This is a genomic window from Bacillus sp. 2205SS5-2 (assembly GCF_037024155.1).
In the GTDB taxonomy this organism is placed as follows: Bacteria; Bacillota; Bacilli; order Bacillales; family Bacillaceae_K; genus Bacillus_CI.
Genome location: NZ_JAYKTS010000011.1, coordinates 82002 through 106460 on the forward strand (window position 1 = coordinate 82002; position 24459 = coordinate 106460).

22 protein-coding genes and 2 pseudogenes are annotated in these 24459 nt (G+C 37.7%); 19 read left to right on the forward strand and 5 right to left on the reverse strand.

Annotation, left to right across the window (positions count from 1 at the left end):
* Positions 1 to 692: pseudogene (locus U8D43_RS09555) on the forward strand (hypothetical protein); the annotation flags it as partial.
* Between the two features lie 167 nt (positions 693 to 859).
* Here U8D43_RS09555 and U8D43_RS09560 read toward each other — a convergent pair.
* From U8D43_RS09560 to U8D43_RS09575, 4 genes are all read right to left on the reverse strand, one after another.
* Complete coding sequence (locus U8D43_RS09560) at positions 860 to 1867, reverse strand: FecCD family ABC transporter permease (RefSeq protein WP_335870958.1); 1008 nt, start codon at positions 1865 to 1867, stop codon at positions 860 to 862.
* The gene (locus tag U8D43_RS09565) at positions 1864 to 2865 is read right to left on the reverse strand and encodes a FecCD family ABC transporter permease (protein WP_335870959.1); all 1002 of its coding nucleotides are present in this window, start codon (positions 2863 to 2865) and stop codon (positions 1864 to 1866) included. Before U8D43_RS09565 ends, U8D43_RS09560 begins: the two co-directional genes overlap by 4 nt.
* A gap of 75 nt (positions 2866 to 2940) precedes the next feature.
* Positions 2941 to 3858 carry an iron-hydroxamate ABC transporter substrate-binding protein gene (locus tag U8D43_RS09570; protein ID WP_335870960.1) on the reverse strand — a complete coding sequence of 306 codons (918 nt, stop codon included), beginning with the start codon at positions 3856 to 3858 and terminating at the stop codon, positions 2941 to 2943.
* Entirely contained in the window at positions 3812 to 4654 is an 843-nt protein-coding gene (locus tag U8D43_RS09575; RefSeq protein ID WP_335870961.1) for an ABC transporter ATP-binding protein, read from the reverse strand. Before U8D43_RS09575 ends, U8D43_RS09570 begins: the two co-directional genes overlap by 47 nt.
* A 176-nt stretch (positions 4655 to 4830) precedes the next feature.
* Here U8D43_RS09575 and U8D43_RS09580 point away from each other — a divergent pair, with 176 nt between their 5' ends.
* The 8 genes from U8D43_RS09580 to U8D43_RS09610 all read left to right on the forward strand — a co-directional run bounded on the left by U8D43_RS09580 (position 4831) and on the right by U8D43_RS09610 (position 12321).
* On the forward strand, positions 4831 to 5877 hold the full coding sequence (locus U8D43_RS09580; protein ID WP_335870962.1) for an NAD(P)/FAD-dependent oxidoreductase: 1047 nt from the start codon (positions 4831 to 4833) through the stop codon (positions 5875 to 5877).
* A gap of 391 nt (positions 5878 to 6268) precedes the next feature.
* Positions 6269 to 6703 carry a hypothetical protein gene (locus U8D43_RS09585; protein ID WP_335870963.1) on the forward strand — a complete coding sequence of 145 codons (435 nt, stop codon included), beginning with the start codon at positions 6269 to 6271 and terminating at the stop codon, positions 6701 to 6703.
* Positions 6704 to 6836: 133 nt separating this feature from the next.
* Positions 6837 to 6992, forward strand: coding sequence for a hypothetical protein (locus tag U8D43_RS21165; RefSeq protein WP_503627279.1), 156 nt, complete (start codon positions 6837 to 6839; stop codon positions 6990 to 6992).
* A 281-nt stretch (positions 6993 to 7273) separates the two neighbouring features.
* Complete coding sequence (locus U8D43_RS09590) at positions 7274 to 7771, forward strand: DinB family protein (protein ID WP_335870964.1); 498 nt, start codon at positions 7274 to 7276, stop codon at positions 7769 to 7771.
* A 473-nt stretch (positions 7772 to 8244) separates the two neighbouring features.
* Positions 8245 to 8535: an ATP-binding cassette domain-containing protein gene (locus tag U8D43_RS20965; RefSeq protein ID WP_442893585.1), complete on the forward strand. Its 291-nt coding sequence runs from the start codon at positions 8245 to 8247 to the stop codon at positions 8533 to 8535.
* An 847-nt stretch (positions 8536 to 9382) separates the two neighbouring features.
* A complete protein-coding gene (locus U8D43_RS09595) occupies positions 9383 to 9952 on the forward strand; it encodes a TetR/AcrR family transcriptional regulator (protein ID WP_335870965.1) in 570 nt (189 codons plus the stop codon).
* Between the two features lie 53 nt (positions 9953 to 10005).
* The gene (locus U8D43_RS09600) at positions 10006 to 10599 is read left to right on the forward strand and encodes an NAD(P)H-dependent oxidoreductase (RefSeq protein ID WP_335870966.1); all 594 of its coding nucleotides are present in this window, start codon (positions 10006 to 10008) and stop codon (positions 10597 to 10599) included.
* Positions 10600 to 11223: 624 nt separating this feature from the next.
* Entirely contained in the window at positions 11224 to 12321 is a 1098-nt protein-coding gene (locus U8D43_RS09610; protein ID WP_442893587.1) for an endonuclease, read from the forward strand.
* 742 nt (positions 12322 to 13063) lie between these two features.
* Here the strand turns inward: U8D43_RS09610 and U8D43_RS09615 are convergent.
* Positions 13064 to 13888, reverse strand: coding sequence for an MBL fold metallo-hydrolase (locus U8D43_RS09615; RefSeq protein ID WP_335870990.1), 825 nt, complete (start codon positions 13886 to 13888; stop codon positions 13064 to 13066).
* 209 nt (positions 13889 to 14097) lie between these two features.
* On the opposite strand from U8D43_RS09615, the gene U8D43_RS09620 reads away from it, so the two are divergent.
* From U8D43_RS09620 to U8D43_RS09665, 10 genes and pseudogenes are all read left to right on the forward strand, one after another.
* Complete coding sequence (locus U8D43_RS09620; protein ID WP_335870968.1) at positions 14098 to 14679, forward strand: GNAT family N-acetyltransferase; 582 nt, start codon at positions 14098 to 14100, stop codon at positions 14677 to 14679.
* Positions 14680 to 15143: 464 nt separating this feature from the next.
* A complete protein-coding gene (locus U8D43_RS09625; protein WP_335870969.1) occupies positions 15144 to 15569 on the forward strand; it encodes a DMT family transporter in 426 nt (141 codons plus the stop codon).
* A 39-nt stretch (positions 15570 to 15608) separates the two neighbouring features.
* A complete protein-coding gene (locus U8D43_RS09630) occupies positions 15609 to 16316 on the forward strand; it encodes a Crp/Fnr family transcriptional regulator (protein WP_335870970.1) in 708 nt (235 codons plus the stop codon).
* A 460-nt stretch (positions 16317 to 16776) separates the two neighbouring features.
* A complete protein-coding gene (locus tag U8D43_RS09635; protein WP_335870971.1) occupies positions 16777 to 17250 on the forward strand; it encodes a DMT family transporter in 474 nt (157 codons plus the stop codon).
* 42 nt (positions 17251 to 17292) lie between these two features.
* Positions 17293 to 18002: pseudogene (locus U8D43_RS09640) on the forward strand (YjjG family noncanonical pyrimidine nucleotidase).
* 122 nt (positions 18003 to 18124) lie between these two features.
* Positions 18125 to 18619, forward strand: coding sequence for a PH domain-containing protein (locus U8D43_RS09645; RefSeq protein ID WP_335870972.1), 495 nt, complete (start codon positions 18125 to 18127; stop codon positions 18617 to 18619).
* Positions 18619 to 20109, forward strand: coding sequence for a PH domain-containing protein (locus tag U8D43_RS09650; protein WP_335870973.1), 1491 nt, complete (start codon positions 18619 to 18621; stop codon positions 20107 to 20109). The genes U8D43_RS09645 and U8D43_RS09650 overlap by 1 nt, the downstream gene beginning before the upstream one ends.
* A 427-nt stretch (positions 20110 to 20536) precedes the next feature.
* On the forward strand, positions 20537 to 21415 hold the full coding sequence (locus U8D43_RS09655) for a helix-turn-helix domain-containing protein (protein ID WP_335870974.1): 879 nt from the start codon (positions 20537 to 20539) through the stop codon (positions 21413 to 21415).
* A 314-nt stretch (positions 21416 to 21729) separates the two neighbouring features.
* On the forward strand, positions 21730 to 21879 hold the full coding sequence (locus tag U8D43_RS09660; RefSeq protein WP_335870975.1) for a hypothetical protein: 150 nt from the start codon (positions 21730 to 21732) through the stop codon (positions 21877 to 21879).
* A gap of 824 nt (positions 21880 to 22703) precedes the next feature.
* A complete protein-coding gene (locus tag U8D43_RS09665) occupies positions 22704 to 24338 on the forward strand; it encodes a M4 family metallopeptidase (RefSeq protein WP_335870976.1) in 1635 nt (544 codons plus the stop codon).
* The last annotated feature ends 121 nt before the right edge of the window (positions 24339 to 24459 follow it).

Below are 24459 nucleotides of genomic sequence, written 5' to 3' on the forward strand. Positions count from 1 at the left end.
GACTCACTGAAGCAGAAAGAACCCAGCAGGTGCCGCAAGCGCAAACTAGCCAAGAAGAGGCTATAGCTAACGCAATCGATATCGGAGAAGAACCGATCAAACGCGAACGCCGTGGACGACCCAAGAAAGACGAAGTCACTCAGACCGCCACCGTTTACCGGGTCCGTTTATCGTTCCTTGAGGAAAATCAAGGGAAAATCGACCAAAAATTAAGGCTATTGAGCACGTTTATTTTAATGACCAACCGGATGGATCGCTCGAGGCTTTCCGATGTGGACATGCTTACAACCTATAAAGGTCAATCGGCGGCGGAGACCCGATTTCGGTTACTCAAGGATGCACAGATGATCGACGCCGTCTTTGTCAAAACGCCGGAACGTATTGAAGCGCTTGGTATCGTCTATGTGGTGGCGTTATTAATCTATGGCATGCTTGAATATCGAATCCGTGCTGAAATGAAAAAGCAGGAAGAACCCTTGATCCTCATGGGAAAACGGAAACTGTTTGAACCGACCGGACAAGCACTGTTAGAACAATTGAATGACGTTCGTATCATCGTCATCCGACAAGGATCGGAAACCATGAGGTACCTGCCAGACAACATCCAAGAACAAACCAAGCGAATTGTGTGTTTAGCCGGGTATGACCCCTCGATATACGTGTCGAAACAGAAAGAATCAGTAAAGAACTAACGTGAAATTCAGCCAGACCGTTCTGGACATGTCGAATACAGCCGACAATTGAAGAAAAAAAGGAAAATTTGTCGGCTGAATAGAAGAATTAAACGTTTTTAAAAACTTAATCTAAAAAATTGGCTAAGTCTAGATCTGACCTGCGAAATGTGAGTTTAAAGCGTATCCTATTTCTTTAATAACAAATAAATGAAATAGGGAGCACCAATAAGGGAAATCATGATGCCGGCTGGAATCCCACCGGGCTCAAGTACATTTCGACCAATCGTATCTGCGACCATCAATAGCCAACCACCTATAAGTATGGCTATTGGAAGATACAATTGATGTCTGGGTCCAACTAATGCTTTTGCCATATGAGGAGCGATCAGCCCTACAAATGCGATTCCTCCTGTGACGGAAACAGCCGATGAAGCTAACGCAACAGAGGTTAAGAGCAGGATTAGTCGTTCTTTATTCACCGAAACACCTAATCCAATGGATGATTGCTCGCTCATAGCTAAGAGATTTAAGGTTTTGGCTTTATAAAAAGTATATGGAATCAACAATAATAACCAAGGCAGCATGGCCAAGATAAATTTCCAATCGGATCCCCAAATGTTTCCTGCAATCCATTTCGCGATGAAGTCCACTTTCGAACGTTCTGCAGAAGAGATTAAGATAATCATTAATCCAGAAAGGGCCATTGCAAATCCAATACCTACTAAAATTAACCGTACGGGCTGAATGCCAGTCGTCTTTTGATAGGAAAATAGTAGTATCAATCCAGCGGTTATCAAAGCACCTAAAAATCCCATGAATGGTAGCATGTAGACAAAAGTCGTCGCACTAATTGGGAAAAATAGAAAGTAAAGAGAAACTCCAACACCCGCACCAGCATTTATCCCAATAATGCCAGGATCGGCTAAATCATTCCGTGTAATCGCTTGTAAGATGGCACCTGAAAGAGAAAGAGCCATTCCAGCCAAAATGGTTACAATAATACGGGGCATCCTGACCGAAAAGAGGACGAATTCTTCTTTGAAGTTTCCATAACCCAATAATGTTGGGAGTATACGGTTATAGCTTAAAGAAGAATAACCTAAGCCTAACGCTAAAATAAATGTTCCTAACAGAAGCATGATTAAAATGATGACAATCATCCGTTGTTTTCTCAAAAGCTGTGAAGAAATCATGAGAAAGCTCGACCTCCTTTATGAACAATTAATAAAAAGAAGGGCAATCCCATTAATGAAACGATTGCGGCAATGGGCGTTTCATAAGGTGCATTGATGGTCCGACCGATCGTATCAGCGAACAACATAAAGAGGGCACCTACTACCGCTGACATCGGCAAGATAAATCTATAATCCGTTCCAACAATTGCTCGAACAATATGAGGAACCATTAATCCTACAAAGGCCATGTTTCCAACGAGAGCAACAGAAGCACCGGCTAATAAAATGATTACAATAAAAAAGACCGTTTTAATGAAAAGGGTATTCTGACCTAAGCCAATGGCGACTTCTTCACTTAAGCTCAGGATGGTCAATTGCCTTGATAGGAAAAGACTAATGAGGATACCAATGCCCACGACAGGTATAATGATTTCGAGTTGACTCCATGTGGTACCAATAATGCCTCCCGCTGTCCACATTGAAATGTCCTTAGAAATTTTAAAATAAATCCCGACACCTTCAGCAATTGCATATAAGAAGGCAGACACCGCTGCTCCTGCCAATACTAATCTAAGTGGAGAAAAGCCTCCTTTTTTTAATGACCCTATTCCGAATACTAAGATAGCCCCAATTCCAGCTCCCAAAAAGCAGGCGATCATAATCCAAAAATAATTGGCGGAAGGGAGGAAAGCTAATGTGACCGCTAATGCAGCGTTAGCCCCAGCTGTTAAGCCCAATAAGCCAGGATCTGCAAGTGGATTACGTGTCATTCCTTGCATAATTGCACCCGCGATCGCTAATGCGGCCCCAACAAAAATAGCAGCAACTTCTCTAGGGAGACGTATTTCACGAATGATTAATATATGTTCGTTTTCAACACTTGAAAACAATGCTAGCCAAACATCCTTAGTAGAAATATCTGCTGCGCCAAACACCATTGAAACGATAAACATGGCGAGTAATCCAAGGATGCTGAGGAAAAGTTTTAGATAGAAGGGTACAATGTTTTTTTTCATACATCCAAAATCCTTTTTTTAGAGTAGAGGAAAAGGAATTCTAAACATGAGAATTCCTTTTCTTGAAATATTGATTTATTCACTTAAGAATTGATTAATGAAAAAGTCTAGCTGATAATCGAGTGTTAAGGGATCATTGAAATAAAATTCTTTCGCATTGACTTCGAGTGCTTGCTTGTTTTTCACAGCAGGTATTTCCTGATAGGTTGCTGTTTCTTGGAACGAGTTATCTGTATCTGGATTTTTACTAATAATCATGTAATCACCAGCAAATTCAGGTAGCACTTCTAGGGATAGTGCATAATAACCGGCTTCTAATGCCATTTCTTTTACTTTTTCAGGCATAGCAAGTTTCATTTCTTGGTAAAGGAGTTCCGTACCGCGTCCCCAGTTGTCACCGAAAACATATAATTGCTTGTCAAAATTTTCAATAACGCTAACCGTTGTGTCTTCACCGATTTTCGAGCGAATATCTTCTCCAGCTTGAGCGGCACGTTGTTTAAAATCATCCACCCATGCTTTGGCTTCTTCTTCTTTATTTAATAGTTTTCCAATTTCTAAATGTTGCGTTAAGTAATCTACTTTTCCATAAGTGAACGTTACAGTAGGTGCAATCTCATTTAATTTGTCCACATTATTAATAGTAGAAAGCCCAATAATTAAATCTGGATCTAGTTCAATTATTTTTTCTAAGTTATCATCAGTTACTTCTTCCACATTTTTCAACTGTTCATCAAATCGAGGATTCATTTTTGACCATGAATCAACCCCGACTAAGTTTACGTCTAATGCCATCACATTTCCTGCGAATGAAGAAAGAACAAGGACACGTTCTGGGTCTGCGGGTACTTCAATGGGACCATTTTCAGACTGATATGTAATGGTTTCAGGTGCAGCATTTTTTGTATTTGAAGATGTACCGTTTGTTGAGTCGTTGCCACAAGCACTAACGACTAGCAGCAATAGAATAAAGGGAATGAGTAGTTTCTTCATTATTTTGATCTCCTTTTAATAATTGATAGGTTACACACATTGGTTTATTGGTTCGAGGATCTGTTCCGATGAAAGCATCAATCTCGAATACCTCTCTTAATACCTCAGGTTGCATAACTTCTTCACAACTACCTGCTTTGACAATGTTTCCGTTCTTTAAGGCAATGATGTAGTCAGCAAAGCGGGCAGCAAGATTGAGGTCATGCAACACCATGATAATGGTACGATTTTGTTCTTGGTTCAAATTTTTTAATAGTTGCAGAATTTCCAGTTGGTGGGCCATATCCAAATACGTGGTTGGCTCATCTAAGAAGATTATCTCTGTTTCTTGGGCAAGAGCCATTGCAATCCAGACACGTTGACGTTGACCTCCAGATAAGGAATCTACAGGCATGTGCTTATAAGGTAGAGTACTTGTCACTTCTAGCGCCCAATGAATGACGTCATAGTCCTTTTGTGTCAACCGTCCAAACCCTTGTTGATGGGGAAAGCGCCCATATGAGACTAGTTCTCCGACTGTTAGACCTTGTGCGCTTTCGGCTGTTTGAGGAAGGAGGGCCATTTTAAGGGCGAGCTTTTTCGTGTTTTCTCTTGCAATATTCTTTCCGTCTAGAAGCACTTCACCTTGTTGAAACGGTATGATTCTTGTTAACGCCTTTAATAAGGTTGATTTTCCACACCCATTTGAACCAATAATAGTGGTAATTTGATGGTCAGGAATTTCTATATTTAGGTCGTTTACAATTAAATGTTCACCATATCCTATCTGCAATTCTTTCGTCTTTAGGCGAACCATATGTAACCCCCTTAGGTATTAGTAGTGTTCAATCAATAATCAAGTGATAATGATTATCAATATCATATAATGCGAAATTCTCATTGTCAACCTTATATCTCTTGAAATAATAAATGAGAGAAGCTATAGTGTAATTGAGAATGATAATCAATTATATTTGTGTGGGGGTATTTTCATTGAATGAAAATGACGTATTTGATGTAACGATAATTGGAGGAGGACCAGCTGGATTGTATTCAGCATTTTATAGTGGGTTAAGAGGTATGAAAACAAAAATTATTGAATTTCAACCAGAGTTAGGCGGAAAAGTGCATGCATACCCAGAAAAAATGATTTGGGATGTTGGTGGACAACCACCGATATTAGGAGAGAAATTCATCGATCAAATCGTTCAACAAGGACTAACCTTTCACCCTGAGGTGGTGTTAAATGAAAAAGTAACGAGCATTTCTAAAAGCGGAGAACTATTTGTTCTGAATCCAGATTCAGATAAAGTCCACTACTCTAAAACGGTCATCGTTGCTGTTGGGAGCGGAATCTTAAAGCCACAGAAGCTTGCGATTGAAGGAGCAGAGAAATACGAAGTATCGAATTTACATTATACGGTTAAGTCATTACAAATGTTTAAGGATAAAACAGTGTTTATTTCAGGAGGAGGAAATGCGGCACTCGACTGGGCAGTGGAGCTACAAATGGTAGCCAAGGAAGTGTTTCTTGTGCACAGAAAAGATCAATTTACAGCTCACGAAGCCCAAGTGAACCAAATTATAAATAGCTCTGTGCAATGCTACATGAATAGTACGATATCGAAACTGCTATCAGACGAGTCTCACCAAAAGATAGAAATGATTGAAATCAACCATCTTCAATCAAATGAAAAGAAAATCTATAATCTAGATGAATTAGTCATTAGTCATGGTTATGAACAGGACTCTTCCTTATTGAAAAATAGCCAGTTAGAGATTGAGATGCTAAATGGCGTTTATATCGCCGGTAATGTCACAAGTGAGTCTTCAGTACCGGGCTTATACGCAGCCGGTGATATCCTACACCATGAAGGGAAAGTCCACTTAATTGCAGGGGCATTTCAGGATGCAGCTAATGCAGTAAATAAAGCCAAGCAGTATATTCAACCAGAAGCTGAAGCGCACGCAATGGTCTCCTCACATAATGAGATATTTAAAGAGAAAAATCGTGAGCTTGTGAAAAAAATGGTAAGGTAATGTGCTTGTCAGGAGAAGGAAAAGGAAGAATCAAAATAGAAATAGGTAAAAAGTAAAAAAGTTTAGTAGAGGTTATGTCTAAATCCAGGGGGTACGCCTTGCGCTTTTCTTTATTTTTTTGATTTACATCCATTTAATATCCTTCACGACATCTTAGTACACTTAGTGTCTTTACTATTACGACCTCTTCCGTAAGTATTCACGAGCAAGTGCTTACTTACGTCTTTTAAATGGATTAAGTAGAAAAAATGGTGTAACCAATACACGTTTTTTAAAGGAGAGTAATAATAGGTTTCGGTCGTTTGTGTACTATTTTTTCGGCTGTTGAATTGAATGAAATATGAATACTAGGAGATATATTATGCTAGTGACCCCATTAGGATGTATAAAATTGTTCATTAACGATAGGGAGGTTGAGTATAAGGCAATAACAATAGACTTAGATCGGTGGTGTCCAGACGTAAGTGGAAGGTATTTAATTCAATGTGAATATAAGAAAAGCGACGAAGAGAAAACGATTAAATGTTGTCTACCCTCGCTTGATGTAGAAGGGGACGTTGAATGTGGTGAAAGACTAGAATCGATAGCCTTTTACAAAGATAATATCAAGCTCACAATAGGGGCTGAGGGTGAGTTTGTCGATAAACAGCATCGATATCAAGGTTATGATTATTCTGGTAGTTATGTTAGTAATGGAGTTCAATATAAAACCTTCTCCACAACAGAGGACAAGAATTTTCGATTTGGTGTTTGCTGGATTGAGCCCGTAACAGAGGATAATGAAGTTCAAACGTGGTTTGGTGCCGATCCGACGATTATCCCTTAGTTCAAGACCCATTAAAAAGGGCGGCATTACGGAGCAATTCATCAAGAAAATATAAATATTGATAAAGCTTTTGTTAGTTTCTCTTTCGCCAATTATTAGGTCGGCTTTGTTTTTTTGATTTAGCAACCCAAGTATTTTTATTGCTAAACAATTGCTTCATGCAATTACATTCGGTCTCGCACATTATGCTTTCATATGGTATGTAACTGAAGAAATCACCGAGGATTTAAGTCCCTTGGCACAAGGCATGGTTGCGGTACTGGTAACGAGTTTCAGCACACTACTTTAATAAGCGAATATTTCTTGAATTACCTTCTCTAGAACGGCTGTGAATACAATGCCTTCCTTATTGATAAGTAGTATTGAGCACGGTCTAGAGTTCTTCCCTTTTGAAGGTTTCAGAGAATCATCATACAGAAAGAGGACATGAATCAAAAGATCCTATAAACTCCCGAGAATAGACGTAATAATACAAGCTCCAAAACTTCACCTTAAGAGAGGCATAACAGCATGTGAACATGATACAATATGGAAGAAAATTGTTCTTTCACATTAAAGGGGGAAATATCCATGTTCACAACCGTAAATGATTTCTTACAAGAATGGAAACAAGAAGCAGCTTTAACCCAAAAGATTCTCAATGCCCTGACCGATGAGTCATTGAAGGAAGCGGTTTCTCAAGAGTTATACAGCCTTGGAAGCGTAGCCTGGCATATCACGGGAGCGACTTATTACTTCCCAGCTCAGGTTGGGGTCAGCTTTGAGGTGCCGGATCTTCGGAAATCAGCGCCGTCATCTGCAACTGAAATCAGCGACACGTATAAAACTATAAGCGGGCGTCTAGTAGAAGCCGTTTCCGAACAGCTTTCTGATGATAAAATGAGCGAAATGGTAAATGTTTTCGGGATGGAAATGCCAATGCAGTCATTATTCCGCTTGCTCATTCAGCATCAGGCCCATCACCGCGGACAACTGACCGTTCTGATGAGACAAGCTAAACTGAAAGTACCTGGCGTGTATGGTCCAAGTAAGGAAGAGTTTGAAGCGATGAATGCTTCAAAAAACTAGGAAGAAGGAAGACAACCGGCGTATGCCGGTTGTCTTTTTTGCTTGCCATACATGGCAATTATCTAGGTGGTGAAAGTCTACATCGACCACCCACTAAGGAAATGCTAGGTACTTATCGTGTGGTGAAGGCTGGAATAAGCTTGCGACTTGGAAATTAATTTTTTTCGAAGGATTAATTGCAGGTCTATTATGTATATTTCCTTCTTTCCAAATTATTATAGCAATGTATGGGGATTTTGAAATCAATCAGCTACGGTTTCTTTTTCTACCTGGAGTACTGACTTTATTTATTGTAGTATTTGGTTCTTTGGTCCCGGCAGAAATTGCATCAAACATCACTTCGGCATTAGGGATGAGGAATGAAGCAAGTTGAAAATCAATAATCCAAGGGAGAAAAGAAGTAGATTCAAGCATTGTTTTAGAGAATTTATCAAAAATTTTTAAAGATAGATGTATAAAGATCACAGTACACAGTGCTAGATACAATTAATTTAACAATAAGGAGAAATGAATTTACAGTTATTATCGGGCCACCCGGTTTAGGAAATTCCACTCTTTTAAGTTTAATTAGTACGCTAGTTTTACCTTCATTTGGACATATACAGTATGACGGTAAAAAGGTAGAAGTTATAAGAGGATATAAACTAGCTGACTTCAGGTATAAAAATGTAACGGTATCAGTTTTCTCGAGAAGAGTTTCTTGGAATAAAAGAGAAAGAGCAATGGAGCTATTAAATGATGTTGGACTAGGTGACAAGACCTGACTCCCTACCTTCGCAACTTTCAGGGGGAGAGCAGCAAAGTGTAGCCATTGCAGGCCTTTGACTGGAGAGACGAATTGGTTATTCGCAGACGAACCAACTGGCAATTTAGATCCAAAAACTAGTAACGTTATAGTTTAGTTATTAAAGACTATCAAAAAAGACAGGAATTGTGGTGTATTAATGGTCACGCATGACTTAACAATTGCAAAACCGTCAGACATTACCATCAACATGACAGTAGAATTGTTTAGATCTTAGAGTGATAAATTTGGTGAAATATAGTATCTAGTCATTGTCAACAAAATTGGCTCACCATATACTTTTAATCGGGTGCGATTGTGGAGAAATACCTGTTAAATATGATCATACTCTTATACAAAGACTCATTTCGCATACTCTGTTGCTGTAGCATACAAAAAAGTATGGAAACACTCTTTTCATTCATCATTTCGGGTTAAAAATGATGCGAAATGATGCCCGAAGTCATTCTTCATCACGATTGGAGGGCAAATTCGAAAAGACACAATCTTTGCGAAAACAGCCTATTCAAAACAAGAGCCTCAATTGCTTGAGAAGAATTATTTTGATCAATTTTCTTAAAAATAGGTTCTTTTCTACGTTAGAATACTGACTTGGAAGATGTGTTTAGTCAAACGTTATTCTAAAAGAAGCATCCTTTGGGGCAAGAGTTGTTTTGTCTAATATCTTTTTCCCTTTTGGGTTAGCGCAACTTCAACGGACCATCTTTCTTCCACAGGTAAACGCATATTAATTAAGGATATGTAGCAGCCATTGCCAAAAATCATAAAAATTGACATCCAATGATTAGTACTATATAGTACTAATCATGAATACAATTAAAACGAATAGACAACATGTAATAGAAATAGCAGCTAATTTGTTCTTTGTGAAGGGTTATCATCTAACAAGTATGGACGAAGTCGTCAGAGAGAGTCGTGTTTCAAAGTCAAATATCTATTATCATTTTAAGACCAAAGAAGAGCTTGCGATTGGGATTTTAAAGTGGAGAATTTCTTTTCTTGATCAATGTATTCAAGAGATTCAATCTAATCAAGCATGGAATGTTCAAGAAAAAATCATGTATCTTTATCAACTGTTTAGAGATAAGAACGGTGAAGAGGGAGGTTGCCCATTAATCACGTTATATTTACAAGCTTCTCAGCAGTCTAAACAAATCAAGAAAATAATTAGGGGATTTTTTAAAGATCTTTTCCTTAGCATTGAAAAAATCATCAATATTGGAATTGGAAATAAAGAAATTAAGAAAGATCAGGAGGGTCATAAGTTGGCTAGTTTTATAGTTTCTTCACTAGAAGGTTCTTTACTTTTATCAGATATTACCTCTGATTCTCAACACCTAGATCATTCATTGGAAAATGTATTGAATACAATTTAATTTTTTTTAAATAAAATTAGTACTATTCAGTACTAAAAAGGAGATGTTTTATTATGAACCATTTAATTATCTACGCTCATCCAAATAATGAAAGCTTTTGTCATGCAATAAAGGAAATTACAGTGAATACCTTAACAAGTCTAGGGCATGAAGTGAAAATTCGAGACCTATATGACATGAACTTCGATCCTGTTTTAAGTCCAGAAGATTTAACTTCATTTAAAAATGGGGGGTCTCTTCCTAGTGATATCCAAACCGAGCAAGAGCATGTGAAGTGGGCGGATGTGATGACGTTCATTTATCCAATCTGGTGGACTGGATTACCTGCGATAGCAAAAGGATACATTGATCGCGTTTACTCGTATGGATTTGCCTATGCACCAGATGGAGAAGGGGGTTACAAGAAGCTTTTATCAGGTAAACGTGGGGTTATTATTAATACTCAAGGAAATGACGAAGATTATTATGAGAAAATCGGGATGAAGGATGCAATGTTACAAACATCTGATGAAGGGATCCTTAATTTTTGTGGAGTTGAAGTTGTAGACCATTTGTTTTTTGGATCGGTCCCTTTTATAAATAATGAAAAAAGAAAAACAATGCTTGACCAAGTACAAGAAAATCTTATCAGATACTTTGAAAAATAAAAGGTTAATGTTAAAAAAGGATGCTTTTAAACTGGCACCTATGTCAAGGACACTATAAAAAAAGAGGTTAAGCAGCTAAAAGATGATTCCTATATTGAATAGGGGTCATCTTTTTTAGATTCCATTGATAACGATAATTGTTTTATTCTATTCAGACTTAAAAAATGAAAATATTAATTTAGTAGTTTTTCCGGTAATTAAATGAGAATAGTCGCATTCTCTAAAATTAATCTGCTCAGTTCTAAAGATATCCATTTCCCTTCTGTATTAAATCTACATTACATGATCATTCCACTAGCTCAAAATAAGTAATTGCTTAAAAACACAGTTGAAATAAAATGAACGAATAAAACGGATATAATACTAATGAAATGGTATTATTTGGGAGATTTAATCAAATATTATTCCGAATTAACATCAAAACGACCGTGTCACAGCATTTATTGGGAAAAGGAAGGAATATTGACCTATATCCCTCTCATTTTTACCTCCTGCGAAGTTCTTAATTTTCAGATTTTATAATATCTTTACCCATTTCAACAATGAATCTAGTAAAGTTAAAGTGATTTAATGTTGATGAGGAGGAAGGTTATGAAGGTTTATGTAAAGCAATTGGTTGTAGTGATGCTCATTTTTGTATTCGCAGCAGGATCAGTTTTTCCTGGAGTGACAGAAGCGGCAGGAACAGGTTCGTGGAACTCCCCTTATACAGTATCCGAGGGAAGTGCCAATCAAACGGGTTCTAGTAAAACTGTCGAAGGTTATATTGTAGGGCAGCCGATATCTACTTCGTCTGTTATTACAACAGGTTTTCCTAATGACTATGCGATTGCATTAGCGGATTCTGCTAGTGAAACGAATACGTCTAACATGATTTATGTGCAAGTCTCGACTGAATTTAGAAGCAGCTTTGGGTTGAAAACAAATCCAAGTTTACTAGGCAAAAAGTTAAAAGTAACAGGGTCTCTTACTGCCTACTTTTCTCATGAGGGGATAAAATCTTCTACTGCATTTGAAGTGACTTCCGTTACAACCTCCTATGGTCCTTATTATGCGGATTCCGAAGGGAAAACAGCCTCTGCACTAAAAACGGCGCTACATAACATCATTGATGATCATACAGAATTATCCTATAACAATGTTTGGAGCGCGCTACGCGAAACAGACGAGGATCCTTTAAATGCCGCTAATGTGATTTTGCTTTATACGGGAAGATCGCAATCTAAGTACACAAATGGAGGGGGGATCAACGATTGGAATCGCGAGCATGTTTGGGCAAAGTCTCATGGTGACTTTGGGACAAGCATGGGAGCTGGAACAGACCTTCATCACCTTCGCCCTACGGATGTTACTGTGAATTCTTCTCGTGGAAATAAGGATTTTGATTTTGGAGGGTCTCCTCATAGTGAAGCCCACGGAAACTATTATGATAGCGACTCCTGGGAGCCCCGAGATGAAGTAAAAGGGGACGTAGCGAGAATGTTATTTTACATGGCCGTACGTTACGAAGGAGATAGTGGAGAAGTGGACTTAGAGCTAAATAATACAATCAATACTGGATCAGTTCCTTTTCATGGGAAATTAGCGGTATTGCTACAGTGGCATGAACAAGATCCTGTCGATGAGTTTGAAATTCGACGAAATAATATGATTTTTGAAGACTATCAAGGAAATAGAAATCCATTTATTGATCATCCGGAATTTGCAGATTTAATCTGGTGATAGCTCTCAAAACTACTTTGTGGAAAGCTGTTTTTGCAAAGTTTGTTGCTTTTTGAACCAGTCTATAACTGGTGATATAGACTGGTAAAAAAGGGCTAAAGTCTATTTTTATTTAAATCAATTTCAGGAAATATGTAACACGTTACTTCAAATTATTTTTGTTATCTTGATAGTTAGTCCGATTCGTAACTACCACTACTTCTAAAGGTTTGTCCAAATGCTTGGTGCAAATGTACGTAATAATAGACTCGCTAATTTGGTTATACTCGATGCATTTGAAAAAAAGTAGTATATTAAAATAAACATGACGACTTCGGAAGGAAAGATTACTGTCGATTTCGTCATGTTTCTCCCGTTAATACTAGTTTAGAAAATTAAGGGCTTCACTATGAAGTTGGAGTATCGTTTTGTCCATGTCTAGGGGAGTGTTTTTTATTTTGTGATCAAATAGCCCCAAACGGGTAGTGCTATACATTCAAATAAAATCAAAAATAGTAGTAAACTATCACTTTTTCCTGTTTCATAAAGGCCCTTTTTCTGAATGTTTTTGATGATAATTCCAATGACAACTAAAAGAAGTATGCCTAATATGATTTTGAATATAGTTAGTGTATGAATAGGTACCACCCTTTCCTCATTAGAGCGAATTCAAGTAGAAGTCTAGGTTGTTTTCAAAATAATATAACGAACTGTTTATTTGCAGGGAGCAAGTTTCTAACGAAAGAACAGTCAATTATAAGCTTTACGTTTGAAACCATTCCCCGTTTAGAGCTGCGATATATCGTTGAGCTGATTTTTGGATGATTTGATCTGCATCAGAGGGGATTTTTCCTTGAAAGGCATTATAGAGTTGAGAAAATGGTAGCGGTTTTACTTTATGGGCTATTCTTTCGACCGTGCTACCTGGTAACGGAATAAGATTTGGGTAGCTATACATAAAGCTAACCCAGTTGTTATCAGCGACTACTTGAATAATATCACCCGAAAGAAGAATGCCCATTTTCTCATCGCTCCTCACAAAGTGTAAGACGGCTCCTCCCTTAAAATGCCCCCCTAAACGGTGTAGTGTGATTCCTTTTGATAGTTTATTGGTTTCTCCACTCCAAAAAATGATTTGATCACTTGGTCGCTGAACCCATTGTTTATCATCCTCGTGTATGTAAATTGGACAGTTGAACGCTTCAGCCCATTCTACTTGGGTAGAATAATAATGAGGATGAGATAGAGCGATGGCATCGAGTCCTCCCTCTAATAAAAGGCGATGTTTTGTGTCTTGATCTAAATAGGAAAGGCAATCCCATAAGAGTCGAAATCCTTTTTCTTCTACTACGTATGCAGTTTGACCAATGCCAAAGCGAGGTTCAGTGGTTAGGCTAGTAAGGCCCTTTTGTTCACTTTGAAAGGAATTATTATACGTTTGGGATTCGAGCATATGTGTTAAAGTTGTCCACTTTTGGCCTTCAGGATTTACATACTGTCGTTCTTCACTACAGATGACGCAGTGACTGGGAAGTTGAGAAGAGGGTGGATATTGTGTGCCACAAGTTGTGCAAATATATTTCTCGATTTCGAAAACCTCCAATTAATTCACGTTACCTTCATTATACATATTAATAGATATGGAAAGTAGTGTAAGATGTGGGGGAAAGAGTATTTTTTGAAATTGAGTGGAGATGAAGACTAGATCTGTTTTTTATCTCATCTTATAGCGAATTAAGAGTTTGGATCAAGTGGAATGGATGGTGGGAAATTCAAAGGTGGTAGGGAGGAATAGTGATGGATTCAAATGCAGAAGCCTTTTTTGAAACTAGTCGATTAGTCATAAGGAAATTTGAGGTAGAGGATATCGTAGCCTTTTATGCTTATCGAAGCAATCCAGTGATCGCAAAATATCAATCGTGGGAGAATTATCAATATGAACAAGCTGAAGAGTTTGTTAGGAATCAATTGAGTAACACCCCTGATGTCCCTGGCTCATGGTTTCAATATGCAATTGCTTTAAAAGAGAATAATCAATTGATTGGGGATATCGGTGTTCATACATTATTGAATGAACCGGTCATGGTCGAGTTTGGTTTTACGCTTTCGCATGATTATCAGGGAAAGGGGTACGCAGTAGAAGCAGTGAAGGGTTTGTTTTACTATTTGTTCGGTACGTTAAACAAGCATAAAGTGAGCGCTTATACAGACGTAAGAAATGAACCGTCTATTCGTCTTTTGGAGAAATTACCGATGAGACGGGAAGGGCATCTGTTAGAAAATTTTTTGACCAAAGGCAAGTGGGTGGATGAGTATTTGTATGGTTTCTTAAAAAGCGAGTGGGAAAGTCAGCGGGACAGAAATGTTCCAGTGGATTGAAGATAAGACAACGTCTATTAACAGTCCTGCCCAAAAAACAGGTGATTTCAAGTGTGGTCGAATTTATCAAGAGTATAAAAATCACGATGGACGATTATTTTTCGTTCGTCGTGATTTTTTTTGTAAGTTGAGGACATATGTCCTTTCCAAAATCCCTAGCGATATCATTTAATAAAGATAGGTTTTGTAAAGTTTGTGGTTCTTCGCATAAATACCTAAATCTTGAATTAGAGACGCTTTGGGTCGTCTTTTCGTATCATCTCGAATGTTTTTCTGAAAATCATCTTTTTGCATTCAGTTATTCATTTATCAGTAACAATTAAACGAAAAGAGCAATATAAAAGGTTGTTCGCACAAAGATTATGGCTTTACGAACCAGTCTGTAAACGGTGATATCCCTTTGTTTCGGGGCATCTTGTCTTCAATTTTAGATGGAAATCAACGGAAAAATGGAGGTGGATAGAATGAAAGGAAGTATATTTGCCTTTTTAGGCGGAGCATTTATTACGCTCCAAGGTGTAGCTAATGCACGGATTAGCCGTGAAATTGGAACGTGGCAGGCGGCAACGATCACTCAGCTAACTGGATTTCTGGTAGCGCTGTTCATTCTGCTCATGGTGAAAGAAAGACAATGGCAAAAACTAAAAAGCGTCAAACCATTATATTTGATGGGTGGTTCTTTTGCAGCTTTTGTTATTTTCGGAAATGTTACGGCCATTCAGCATATCGGTGTGACGCTTACAATAGCAGCTCTTCTCATAGCGCAGTTGATTTTAACATTTTTAATTGATAGTAATGGCTGGTTTGGTGTAAGAAAACAGCAGATGAAGCTACCCCAATTTATCGGGATCGGCATGATGATAGTAGGTGTGGTGATTCTACGCTTATAATAATAGGTTAGATTCAATTAAGGTATCGGCAGGAGGTGGATGAAAATGGTGGAGCATAAGAAGAGTGAAGCGCAAATAACTCAGTATTTGCAGGAACATCAACTGGAGTCCGTATTTCATGAAGGATTAAGGTCTCATTTGGAAATGTATCATTTTGAGCAAGGTGAACTCATTTGTTCGCAAGGTGAATCTGCCCAATATTTGTACGTTCTTTTAAAAGGAAAGTTAAAAATATATACAACTTCTGCAGAAGGGAAAACGCTGATCCTCTCTTTTAAAACGCCGCTTGAAGTGATTGGCGATATTGAATATGTTAGGGGAACCGACATCATCAATACGGTGGAAGCGGTCTCGCCTGTTACGATGCTTAGAATTCATCATCGCTGGTTGAAAAAATACGGAGAAGATCATGCTCCTCTATTGCAATTTCTTTTGAACATTATTGCACAAAAATTCTACATTAAGTCCAATTCATTGAGCTTTAATTTACTTCATCCCGTTGATGTTCGACTGGCTAGTTATCTTTTATCTATTTCGTTTGATGAATCAGATTCTCTCTTAAACGGACATCTTAGCACAGCAGATCTCAAGGATGTGGCCAACTTAATTGGAACGAGCTACCGCCACTTAAATCGAGTCATCCAACAGCTTTGTAAGGCAGAATTAGTCGAGCGGAACGGTGGATTCATTGCGGTGAAGGATTGGCATGGATTAAGTACAATAGCTGGTCAAAATATATATGAATAAATGGAGATTTTTCTATTAGTGAAGCTGTTTTCGCAAGGCTCTTCTCATATATATTGTTACTATTGGCACAAAGAAAAAACAGGTAGTAAGGTTTTTTCGACTGATTTCTTATTATTAATCTAGAAATTGAGAATTTTTCATTAGGAAAGGCTGTTTTCGCAAAGATTGTGGCTTTTCGTATCAGTTAATCATCTGTGAAAGAGCTTTGTTACGGGCATCATTTCGTCTGTATTTGATAGAAATCAACAATGAATTGGAGGATTTAGTCAAAAATTAGATGAAATAGCCACAATGTATACGAAAAGAGCCAAATAGAAAGACTTGGGGTCACCTTTTGGTATCGTTTCTAATGATTTCTGGAAGAGAACGTATTTTCATTCAGTTATTCAGTCAAAAACAATAGTGACTTCGGAAAGACCTTGGGAAACGAGTATAGGAGTAGGACAGGAGGAGAAAAGCGATGGTAGTAGGACTAACGATGGCCATGATGGCGGGGGCGCTTGTCAGCATACAAAATATATTCAATAGTAAAGTCAATGAGCGTTCAGGATCGTGGACGACAACGACCTTAGTGTTAGGATTAGGCTTTTTAGCTTCACTGATTATGGGGTTATTGTTTGAGGGGCAGGATCTGTTTGTCCTATCAAATATGAGACTGTGGTATTGGGGAAGTGGAGTGATTGGTGTAGGTGTGGTGGTTTGTCTAGTACAAGGAATTAAACGACTGGGAGCTACTTTTGCCATTTCGATTGTGCTAACGTCCGAGCTCGGATTTGCTTTGCTTTGGGATTCACTTGGCTGGCTAGGATTAGAAAAGGTTCCTTTCACCTTAGAGCAATTCCTGGGAGTGGTTATCATCGCTGGTGGTGCGATTGTGTTTAAATTAGGTGGTAGTGGACAGGAGCAGCAAGAGGAAACGACGGAAGCAGCGTAAAGGCTGTTCGAAGGGTCTAAAGCCAGAAGGGGGGGAATGAGGATGAAAGAATATGCTGTGTTGCTTTTTGATGTTGATAATACTTTATTGGACTTCAGTGCAGCAGAAGACGAAGCACTGCAAAAGCTGTTTGAATACGAAGGCTTGATCTTAACACCCGCAATCAAGCGGCAATATGAAAGAATTAATAAACAACTTTGGTCGTCTTTTGAAGAAGGAAAGAGGACACGTGATGAGGTCGTGAATACGCGTTTTTCACTTTTGTTGTCGGAATACGGTTTAAGTGGGGATGGCATTGAACTAGAAAAAAAATATCGTCGGTACCTAGAAGAAGACATCAGCTTGTGAAGGGTGCACTGGAGTTAATCACCAATCTTCAAAAGCGGTTCGTCTTACATATTGTGGCCAATGGAGTTTCGCGGACACAGGATAAACACTTACGTGATTCCGGCTTATATCCTTATTTTAACGAAGTGTTTGTTTCAGAGGACACAGGATTTCAGAAGCCAATGAAGGAGTTCTTTGAGTATGTTTTTACGAGGATTCCTGCGTTCCCGCGTGAAAAAGGCTTAATTATTGGCGATTCTTTACGGGCGGACATAAGGGGTGGACAAAGAGCTGGACTCGATTCATGCTGGTTTAATCCTACTGAAACCGGTAATGATACAGACACAGTTCCAACCTATGAAATTCAGAAGTTGGATGAATTGTATCAAATTTTAAATGCTGACAAAAGAATCGGGAGCTGTTAGGGTGAGGTATTTTTACGTGCTTAGAATAGGTGAAAATGGATAATCTATTGAAAAAATGAAACTTATTACCAGCGGAGGCGTATAGGTAGATATTACAAATTGAACATGAAAGAGGAATCAAAATGGAAAATGTTCTGGAGGCACCGCGGCAACAAGTTTCCCCCCTTGCAGTGAAGGTTTGGAGAAGCTCTGCTGTAATTTCATTAGTAGTGACTTTGTCAGTTTTGTTTATTCTGCTCTATCTAGCAAATCACTTTGATTGGTATGATTGGATTTCGCCGATTCTGATTGGGATACTAGGTCTCAGTGTCCTATACTCGATCTATGAGATTTTCATTTATCCTATTTACATGCATAAAACATGGCGCTTTGATGTCAATGAAGAGTTTATTCAACTTAAATTTGGAGCATTAGAAAAAACACATGTGCTCATTCCGATGACAAAGGTTCAATATGTAAATACGCAACAGGGTCCACTGCTGAGACGATTTAACCTTGCTTCAATTACGATAGGAACGACCTCTTCGACCCATACTATTCCGGCGATTCCAGCAGAAGAAGCTGAAAGTTTGCGAAATTACATTGCTAATCTAGCTAAGGTGAGGGATCCGAAATAATGGAGGAGAGACAGGATATTAATTTGATTGTTGAAGCTTCAAAACGAAAGAAATTACATCCGCTATGGATGGTTTTTTCGTTTGGGTATTCACTTAAAGAGATGGTTTTTCCCGCTTTGTTTTTCGTTATATTCCAATTGAATTCGAGTTCAAGTTGGGTTCCTATTGGTTTTGTGGCTATTGCAGTCTTTTTTGGTTATCGGCTGCTGTCCATCCCACTAAGCTGGAGGAATTTCAGTTATGAATTTGGTGCGGAGGAATTGACAGTGGAAGAAGGTCGTTTGCATAAAAAGAAACGCTTTATTTCACTAGATCAAATACAATATGTCCAGTTGCATACCCATTTTCTTCATCGTTTTTTTGGGTTGACCAAGGTAACATTAGATACGGAATCTGAAGAAAAAGATGCTTCGGTTACAATTGAATTGATCAAACGGTCAGAAGCTGAGCGAATTCAAACTTTGTTAAGTGAGAGGCAGGATATCGCCGTTAAGGAGACCGGTCAGCAGCATGACGGCGGACGGGTTATTTACCAAGTTACCCTGAAAGATACGGTCTTTGCTTCTTTAACTTCACTTAGATTTTTAGTGTCTATTCCAATATTTGGTGGAATCATATTTAAAGCGAATAAAATTTTTGACATCGAATCTTTTTTAGCTGAAACGCTTATATTCTTACAAACGAGCTGGATTTGGATGACGGTAGCAGGAATTGTTTTTTTCCTCATCTCGAATGTCTTTGGCGTTTTGTTAACGTTTCTCCGTTATGGCCACTTCAAGGTGGATAGTCAGGAGGACGTAATTACGATTCAAAAGGGGATTGTGACAACAACAGAGTTTCAGATCCAAAAAAAGAATATCCAGGCGGTAAAATTTACTAGCTCCTTTATTCGACGCTTTTTTGGAATTATCAGGGTAGAGCTTGTTTGTAGTGGAGCGGAATCGGATGACAACTTGGAATCAACGGTATTGTTTCCTTTTATCTCTAAAAAACGGGCCTTTCTTTTGCTACCAAACTTTATCGAAAATATTCCAGCGGGAGATAGCTTAAATAAGCTTCCGAAACAGGCACTATGGGTTAAACTCTTAAATCCGAGTATCCTTTGGTTGGTAGTGGTAGTGGTACAATTTTATTGGTGGCCAGAGAAATGGTATATTTCACTAGGGTTGCTACTCATTATTATGATGTTGAGAATTCTTGAATATTTTTATAGTAGTTACAGTAAAGAAGAGGATTTTCTACGATTGACGACAGGTAGCTTGTCTCTTAATGGGTTTATGGTGAATAAAAAAAAGATCGAGGAACTGACGATGTCAGAATCATGGTTGCAAAGGAAATTTGGTCTTTGTACCCTTCAAGTTTCGACAAAAGGGACGCTAGCAGATGTCCAGGCCATTAAAGATATTCCAAGAGATGTTGGGGAAACCTATTTTAGCTGGTATAAAGAGCGGGGAAAAACACAGGAGACCTATTCAAGGATTAGTGGATAGAAACGAACAAGATAGCAATGGGGTACGGGGCAGAGTCTACTTAGTAGATTGTGCTCCCTTTTTATGAGAATTATGAAGAACTTGGGTTATTGTGAAACCTATATTTCAAAAACAATATAGGGGGAATTATTTATGGAACACACTGCTAATGTAATCTATAAATAAAGTGAGTTAGTATTTTAATAGGTAGTTAATTTATGTTTGACTAAACCTTAAAAAAGAGTAAGTTATTCTATTACATAATACCTATACATCGCCATTAGGATACAACATATAGTTGAATTAAACCATTTTTAACTATATGTTGGCATGATATGGCTAGATAATGACATTATGAAATCGACTTAAATAAGATTCTTTAAAAATATTTAGATTTTTCATACTATTATAATTATAATAAAGAATAAAGAAATGGATGGCGATTGTATTGGAAATTGGGAAATTAATTTATGAACTAAGAAAAATGAATGGTCTTTCTCAAGCAAAACTAGCAGAAGGGATATTGTCGCAAGCGCAAATTAGCAAAATAGAAAATGGTCATGAAATTCCTTCGAGTGTGACATTGTATGAATTATCCAAACGTCTCAATGTGAATGTTAGTTATTTTTTTGAAGAAATGGAAAACCCGCGAAATGATTATGTAGAAGAAGTGAAAAATTTGATTAGAATGAACATACGAAATCGTGATTATAAGGAAGTACAGCGGATTATCTCTTCTGAAAAAAAAGGTCCTCTGTATCAATTCATTGAATTTAAACAGTTTTTAACTTGGCATGAGGGGATTTGTTGTTATTACTTATCAGAGGATTTTACGAGGGCAATGGAGTTGCTTCAGGTGTCGTTGGATACCTTTCGAACATGTCCAAAAATCTTGTATAGTGAGCGTGAGATAGAAATTATCAATAGTATGGCGATCATCTACCAAGAAGAAAAACAAAATGAAAAGGCGATAGCAGAATACAAGCGAGCTTTAAAAGCGTACGGATTTCTCCCACATATTAAGGATATCCGGATCAAAATTAGGGTTTTATATGGATTAGCCAAGGTGTTAAATATTCAAAAAGAATACCAAGAGTCTTTGGATTATAGTCTAGAAGGGATTCAACTATGCATAAACTATGAATCTTTCTATCTATTTGGCGAATTGAACTATCAATGTGGAGATAGCTTAGTCATGCTAAATAGGGAAGAAAGTGGGGTGAACTATTTAAAAAATGCTTCCTGTATCTTTGAAGTAACCAAAAAAGAGAAATACGTTGAACTGGTACAAAACGAGATGATGAGATTAGGGGTAGGGGAAGAATAATGTCGAAAAACATTTGAATTATTCTCATTGTTATAAAATTAGTGATTAAGCAGGGAAAAAGACGAATTTTAAGACAGAACGGTGCTGGATTATGGCTAAACCAGAATAAATAAAATTTGAAAATTTGGTAAATTAGTTTATAGGTTTAGTAGGTCCTCTTATTCCATAGAAAAGATGGACCAGTTTGCTGTCCCCTTATAGGCATAAGTCGAAAAATGGTCTATTTCGAATGGGAATAGGTGAGCTGGTCTCCTGAATGGGTATTTAAATGAGGGACGAAAAATCACTATTATTATACAGGAGGAGATTTTTTTATGAAAAAAATATTATTAGCACTAACGATTGTTTTTGTATCATTTGCAGGAGGAAGTATTTTGGATCAAAGCAACAATCAGGATTACGCTGCTTATGCAGACAAAGGCGTTCAAACGCAAGAAGATATTGGTTTACCGAATCAGCATTAAAGTCTAAGTGAAAATGGGTGGTAAAGGAAGGTCAAAAAGTTTTACTTTAAGGAATCCAATGGAATAACAACAAGAAAAAGCAGGTGTTGAGTAACGTAATCTCAATGCCCGCTTTTTTTATAGGCTCTTTTCGTATTACTTGTTGCTATTGGCACAAAGAAAAAAAGGTAGTAAGGTTTTTTCGACAGATCTCTTATTTTTTATCTAGAAATGGAGAAGTCTTCATGAGGAAAAGAACATGAAGTCATACAAATCATGGATATATTCCTATTCGAAAAGCCACAATCTTTGCGAAAACAGCCTTTTTATAAGAATGGATTTATTATAAAGTGATTGTCGTGTTGAACTTCAGTTGACTCATGCTTTTTTGTTCTTCACTCATTATGAAGAAATAGTTCTTTATATTCATCTTTCTTCTTACAGATTTAATATATGGAGGAAGGAGAAAAAATGAAGCTGAAAACTAAAGAAACATTAGAATCTATTTGCTTAACTTTGATTATTTCGATGAAGGTTGAACCAATAAATAATTAAATTATCATGCATATATATAACCAGTTCAAGGGGGAGAGGAAGGTTTTTCGTGACCTTAGAATTAGTTAAAAAAAGCAAGAGGGGGGGTCGTTCAACGCGGTTTTTTTCCTTTTGTTTCAAATAATAATTATCATTAAACATATTATTCCTATCAGAATAATTATATATAAAAAAGAAAGAATAATCTGAAAATGAAACTATAATCGCCCACTATTCCCTTTTAACGGCGTATTAGACGATTCCCCTTGAATCTATCACGATGATAATATGATGAACAAGGAGGAGATATTATGAAAAATAAAAAAATGAAATCGCTTATTACAGCTGTCACATTAAGTTCAGCACTAGTCGCTTCAAGTGGTGCGGCATCGGCAAATGGAAGTGATGCAGAGTGGAAAGTAAATTCAGAAGCAAAAATACACTGGAAGGATTCAGAATTTTCAAAGAAAACTCCATCTTTTATCAAAGGCAATGTTTCTTCAGCAAAGATCCAGACCGAAAAGGACGTTATTAAGTTTTTTAAAGCGAATAAAAGGACATTTGGTTTAAATCCTGCGACGGATTTGCTTTTCATTGGAAAAGAGACAGACGAGTTAGGTATGACCCATTATACATACCAGCCTACTATCCAAAAAACCCCTATTGATCAGTCTAAAGTTGTTTTACATGTAGATGAAGCGGGAAATCTCGTGGCCGTGAATGGAGAATTTCACCCAAATGCACCAACGAAAGTCAAGCAATCAAAAAAAATAAAGAAAACCAAAGCGGTTGAAAAGGCATGGGATCACATAAAGGTAGATCGGAATGAAGCGAATACACAGTTGGATACGCCAACGGGAGAGTTAAGCTCATTAACAGAAAAAGAAGAGCTAGTGGTTCTTGCAGAAGAAGGTAATTACACACTTGCCTATCGTATTGAGCTTCAGTTTACCAATCCTTACCCTGCAAATTGGAATATTTGGGTGAATGCTGAAAGTGGGGAGGTAATCAAAGCAAATAATGAGGTACATGAAGCGACCGGAACCGGAACAGGGGTTTTAGGAGATTCAAAGACTTTAAATACTTATTTCTATAATAATACGTACTATCTGTATGATGTTACCAAGCCAATGAATGGAGTCATCCAGACCTTAGATAACTACAATGGAACAACAAGTAGCTTGCCGGGGTATTATATGACAGATTCAGGAAATACGTTTTACAGTGAAAGACAAAAAGCCGGTGTAGATGCCCATTATTATGCTGGACAAGTATTCGATTATTTCTATGACACATTTGGCCGTGATAGTTATGATAATAATGGTGGCGATATAACATCAACGGTTCATTATGGTAGTAATTATAATAACGCGGCATGGGTTGGGAATCAAATGATCTATGGTGATGGCGATGGAAATACGTTCACTTATCTATCAGGTGGGAAGGACATTGTAGCCCACGAATTAACACATGCTGTCACAAGTACAGAAGCAAACCTAGTCTATGAAAATCAGCCGGGGGCATTAAACGAATCTTTTTCTGATGTGTTCGGTTATTTCCTAGATTCAGAGGATTGGTTGATGGGAGAGGACGTATATACTCCGGGAATCTCAGGAGATGCACTTCGAAGTATGTCAAATCCGACGCAGTACAATCAGCCTGCGCATATGAATAACTTTCAAAACTTACCGAATACTCGTGAAGGCGATTGGGGCGGAGTTCATATTAATAGTGGCATTCCGAATAAAGCTGCCTATAATACAATCAATTCTATCGGTAAAGCGAAGGCTGAAAAGATTTATTACCGTGCACTTACCGTCTATTTAACACCTAATAGTCAATTTTCAGATGCTCGTCAAGCACTTATCCAATCGGCACAAGATTTGTATGATTCGAGTACAGCCAATTCAGTCGCAACAGCTTGGGATAGTGTTGGAGTTTTTTAGAAGGCTGTTTTCGCAAAGATTGTGGCTTTTCGAATAAAAAGGAATCCCTTGACTTGTATGATTTCGTGCTCTTTTCCTAATGAAAAATTCTTCATTTCTAGATAAAGAAGAAAAAATCAAT

What these genes read in the sequence shown, in the direction of transcription:
- U8D43_RS09610 (WP_442893587.1), top strand. Translation starts at nt 11,224, where the DNA reads ATGCTCATTTTTGTATTCGCAGCAGGATCAGTTTTTCCTGGAGTGACA.
- U8D43_RS09570 (WP_335870960.1), bottom strand. Translation starts at nt 3,858, where the DNA reads ATGAAGAAACTACTCATTCCCTTTATTCTATTGCTGCTAGTCGTTAGT.
- U8D43_RS09575 (WP_335870961.1), bottom strand. Translation starts at nt 4,654, where the DNA reads ATGGTTCGCCTAAAGACGAAAGAATTGCAGATAGGATATGGTGAACAT.
- U8D43_RS09595 (WP_335870965.1), top strand. Translation starts at nt 9,383, where the DNA reads ATGAATACAATTAAAACGAATAGACAACATGTAATAGAAATAGCAGCT.
- U8D43_RS09565 (WP_335870959.1), bottom strand. Translation starts at nt 2,865, where the DNA reads ATGAAAAAAAACATTGTACCCTTCTATCTAAAACTTTTCCTCAGCATC.
- U8D43_RS09645 (WP_335870972.1), top strand. Translation starts at nt 18,125, where the DNA reads ATGGAAAATGTTCTGGAGGCACCGCGGCAACAAGTTTCCCCCCTTGCA.
- U8D43_RS09665 (WP_335870976.1), top strand. Translation starts at nt 22,704, where the DNA reads ATGAAAAATAAAAAAATGAAATCGCTTATTACAGCTGTCACATTAAGT.
- U8D43_RS09560 (WP_335870958.1), bottom strand. Translation starts at nt 1,867, where the DNA reads ATGATTTCTTCACAGCTTTTGAGAAAACAACGGATGATTGTCATCATT.
- U8D43_RS09660 (WP_335870975.1), top strand. Translation starts at nt 21,730, where the DNA reads ATGAAAAAAATATTATTAGCACTAACGATTGTTTTTGTATCATTTGCA.
- U8D43_RS09630 (WP_335870970.1), top strand. Translation starts at nt 15,609, where the DNA reads ATGAAAATGGTGGAGCATAAGAAGAGTGAAGCGCAAATAACTCAGTAT.
- U8D43_RS09625 (WP_335870969.1), top strand. Translation starts at nt 15,144, where the DNA reads ATGAAAGGAAGTATATTTGCCTTTTTAGGCGGAGCATTTATTACGCTC.
- U8D43_RS09600 (WP_335870966.1), top strand. Translation starts at nt 10,006, where the DNA reads ATGAACCATTTAATTATCTACGCTCATCCAAATAATGAAAGCTTTTGT.
- U8D43_RS09590 (WP_335870964.1), top strand. Translation starts at nt 7,274, where the DNA reads ATGTTCACAACCGTAAATGATTTCTTACAAGAATGGAAACAAGAAGCA.
- U8D43_RS09620 (WP_335870968.1), top strand. Translation starts at nt 14,098, where the DNA reads ATGGATTCAAATGCAGAAGCCTTTTTTGAAACTAGTCGATTAGTCATA.
- U8D43_RS09650 (WP_335870973.1), top strand. Translation starts at nt 18,619, where the DNA reads ATGGAGGAGAGACAGGATATTAATTTGATTGTTGAAGCTTCAAAACGA.
- U8D43_RS09635 (WP_335870971.1), top strand. Translation starts at nt 16,777, where the DNA reads ATGGTAGTAGGACTAACGATGGCCATGATGGCGGGGGCGCTTGTCAGC.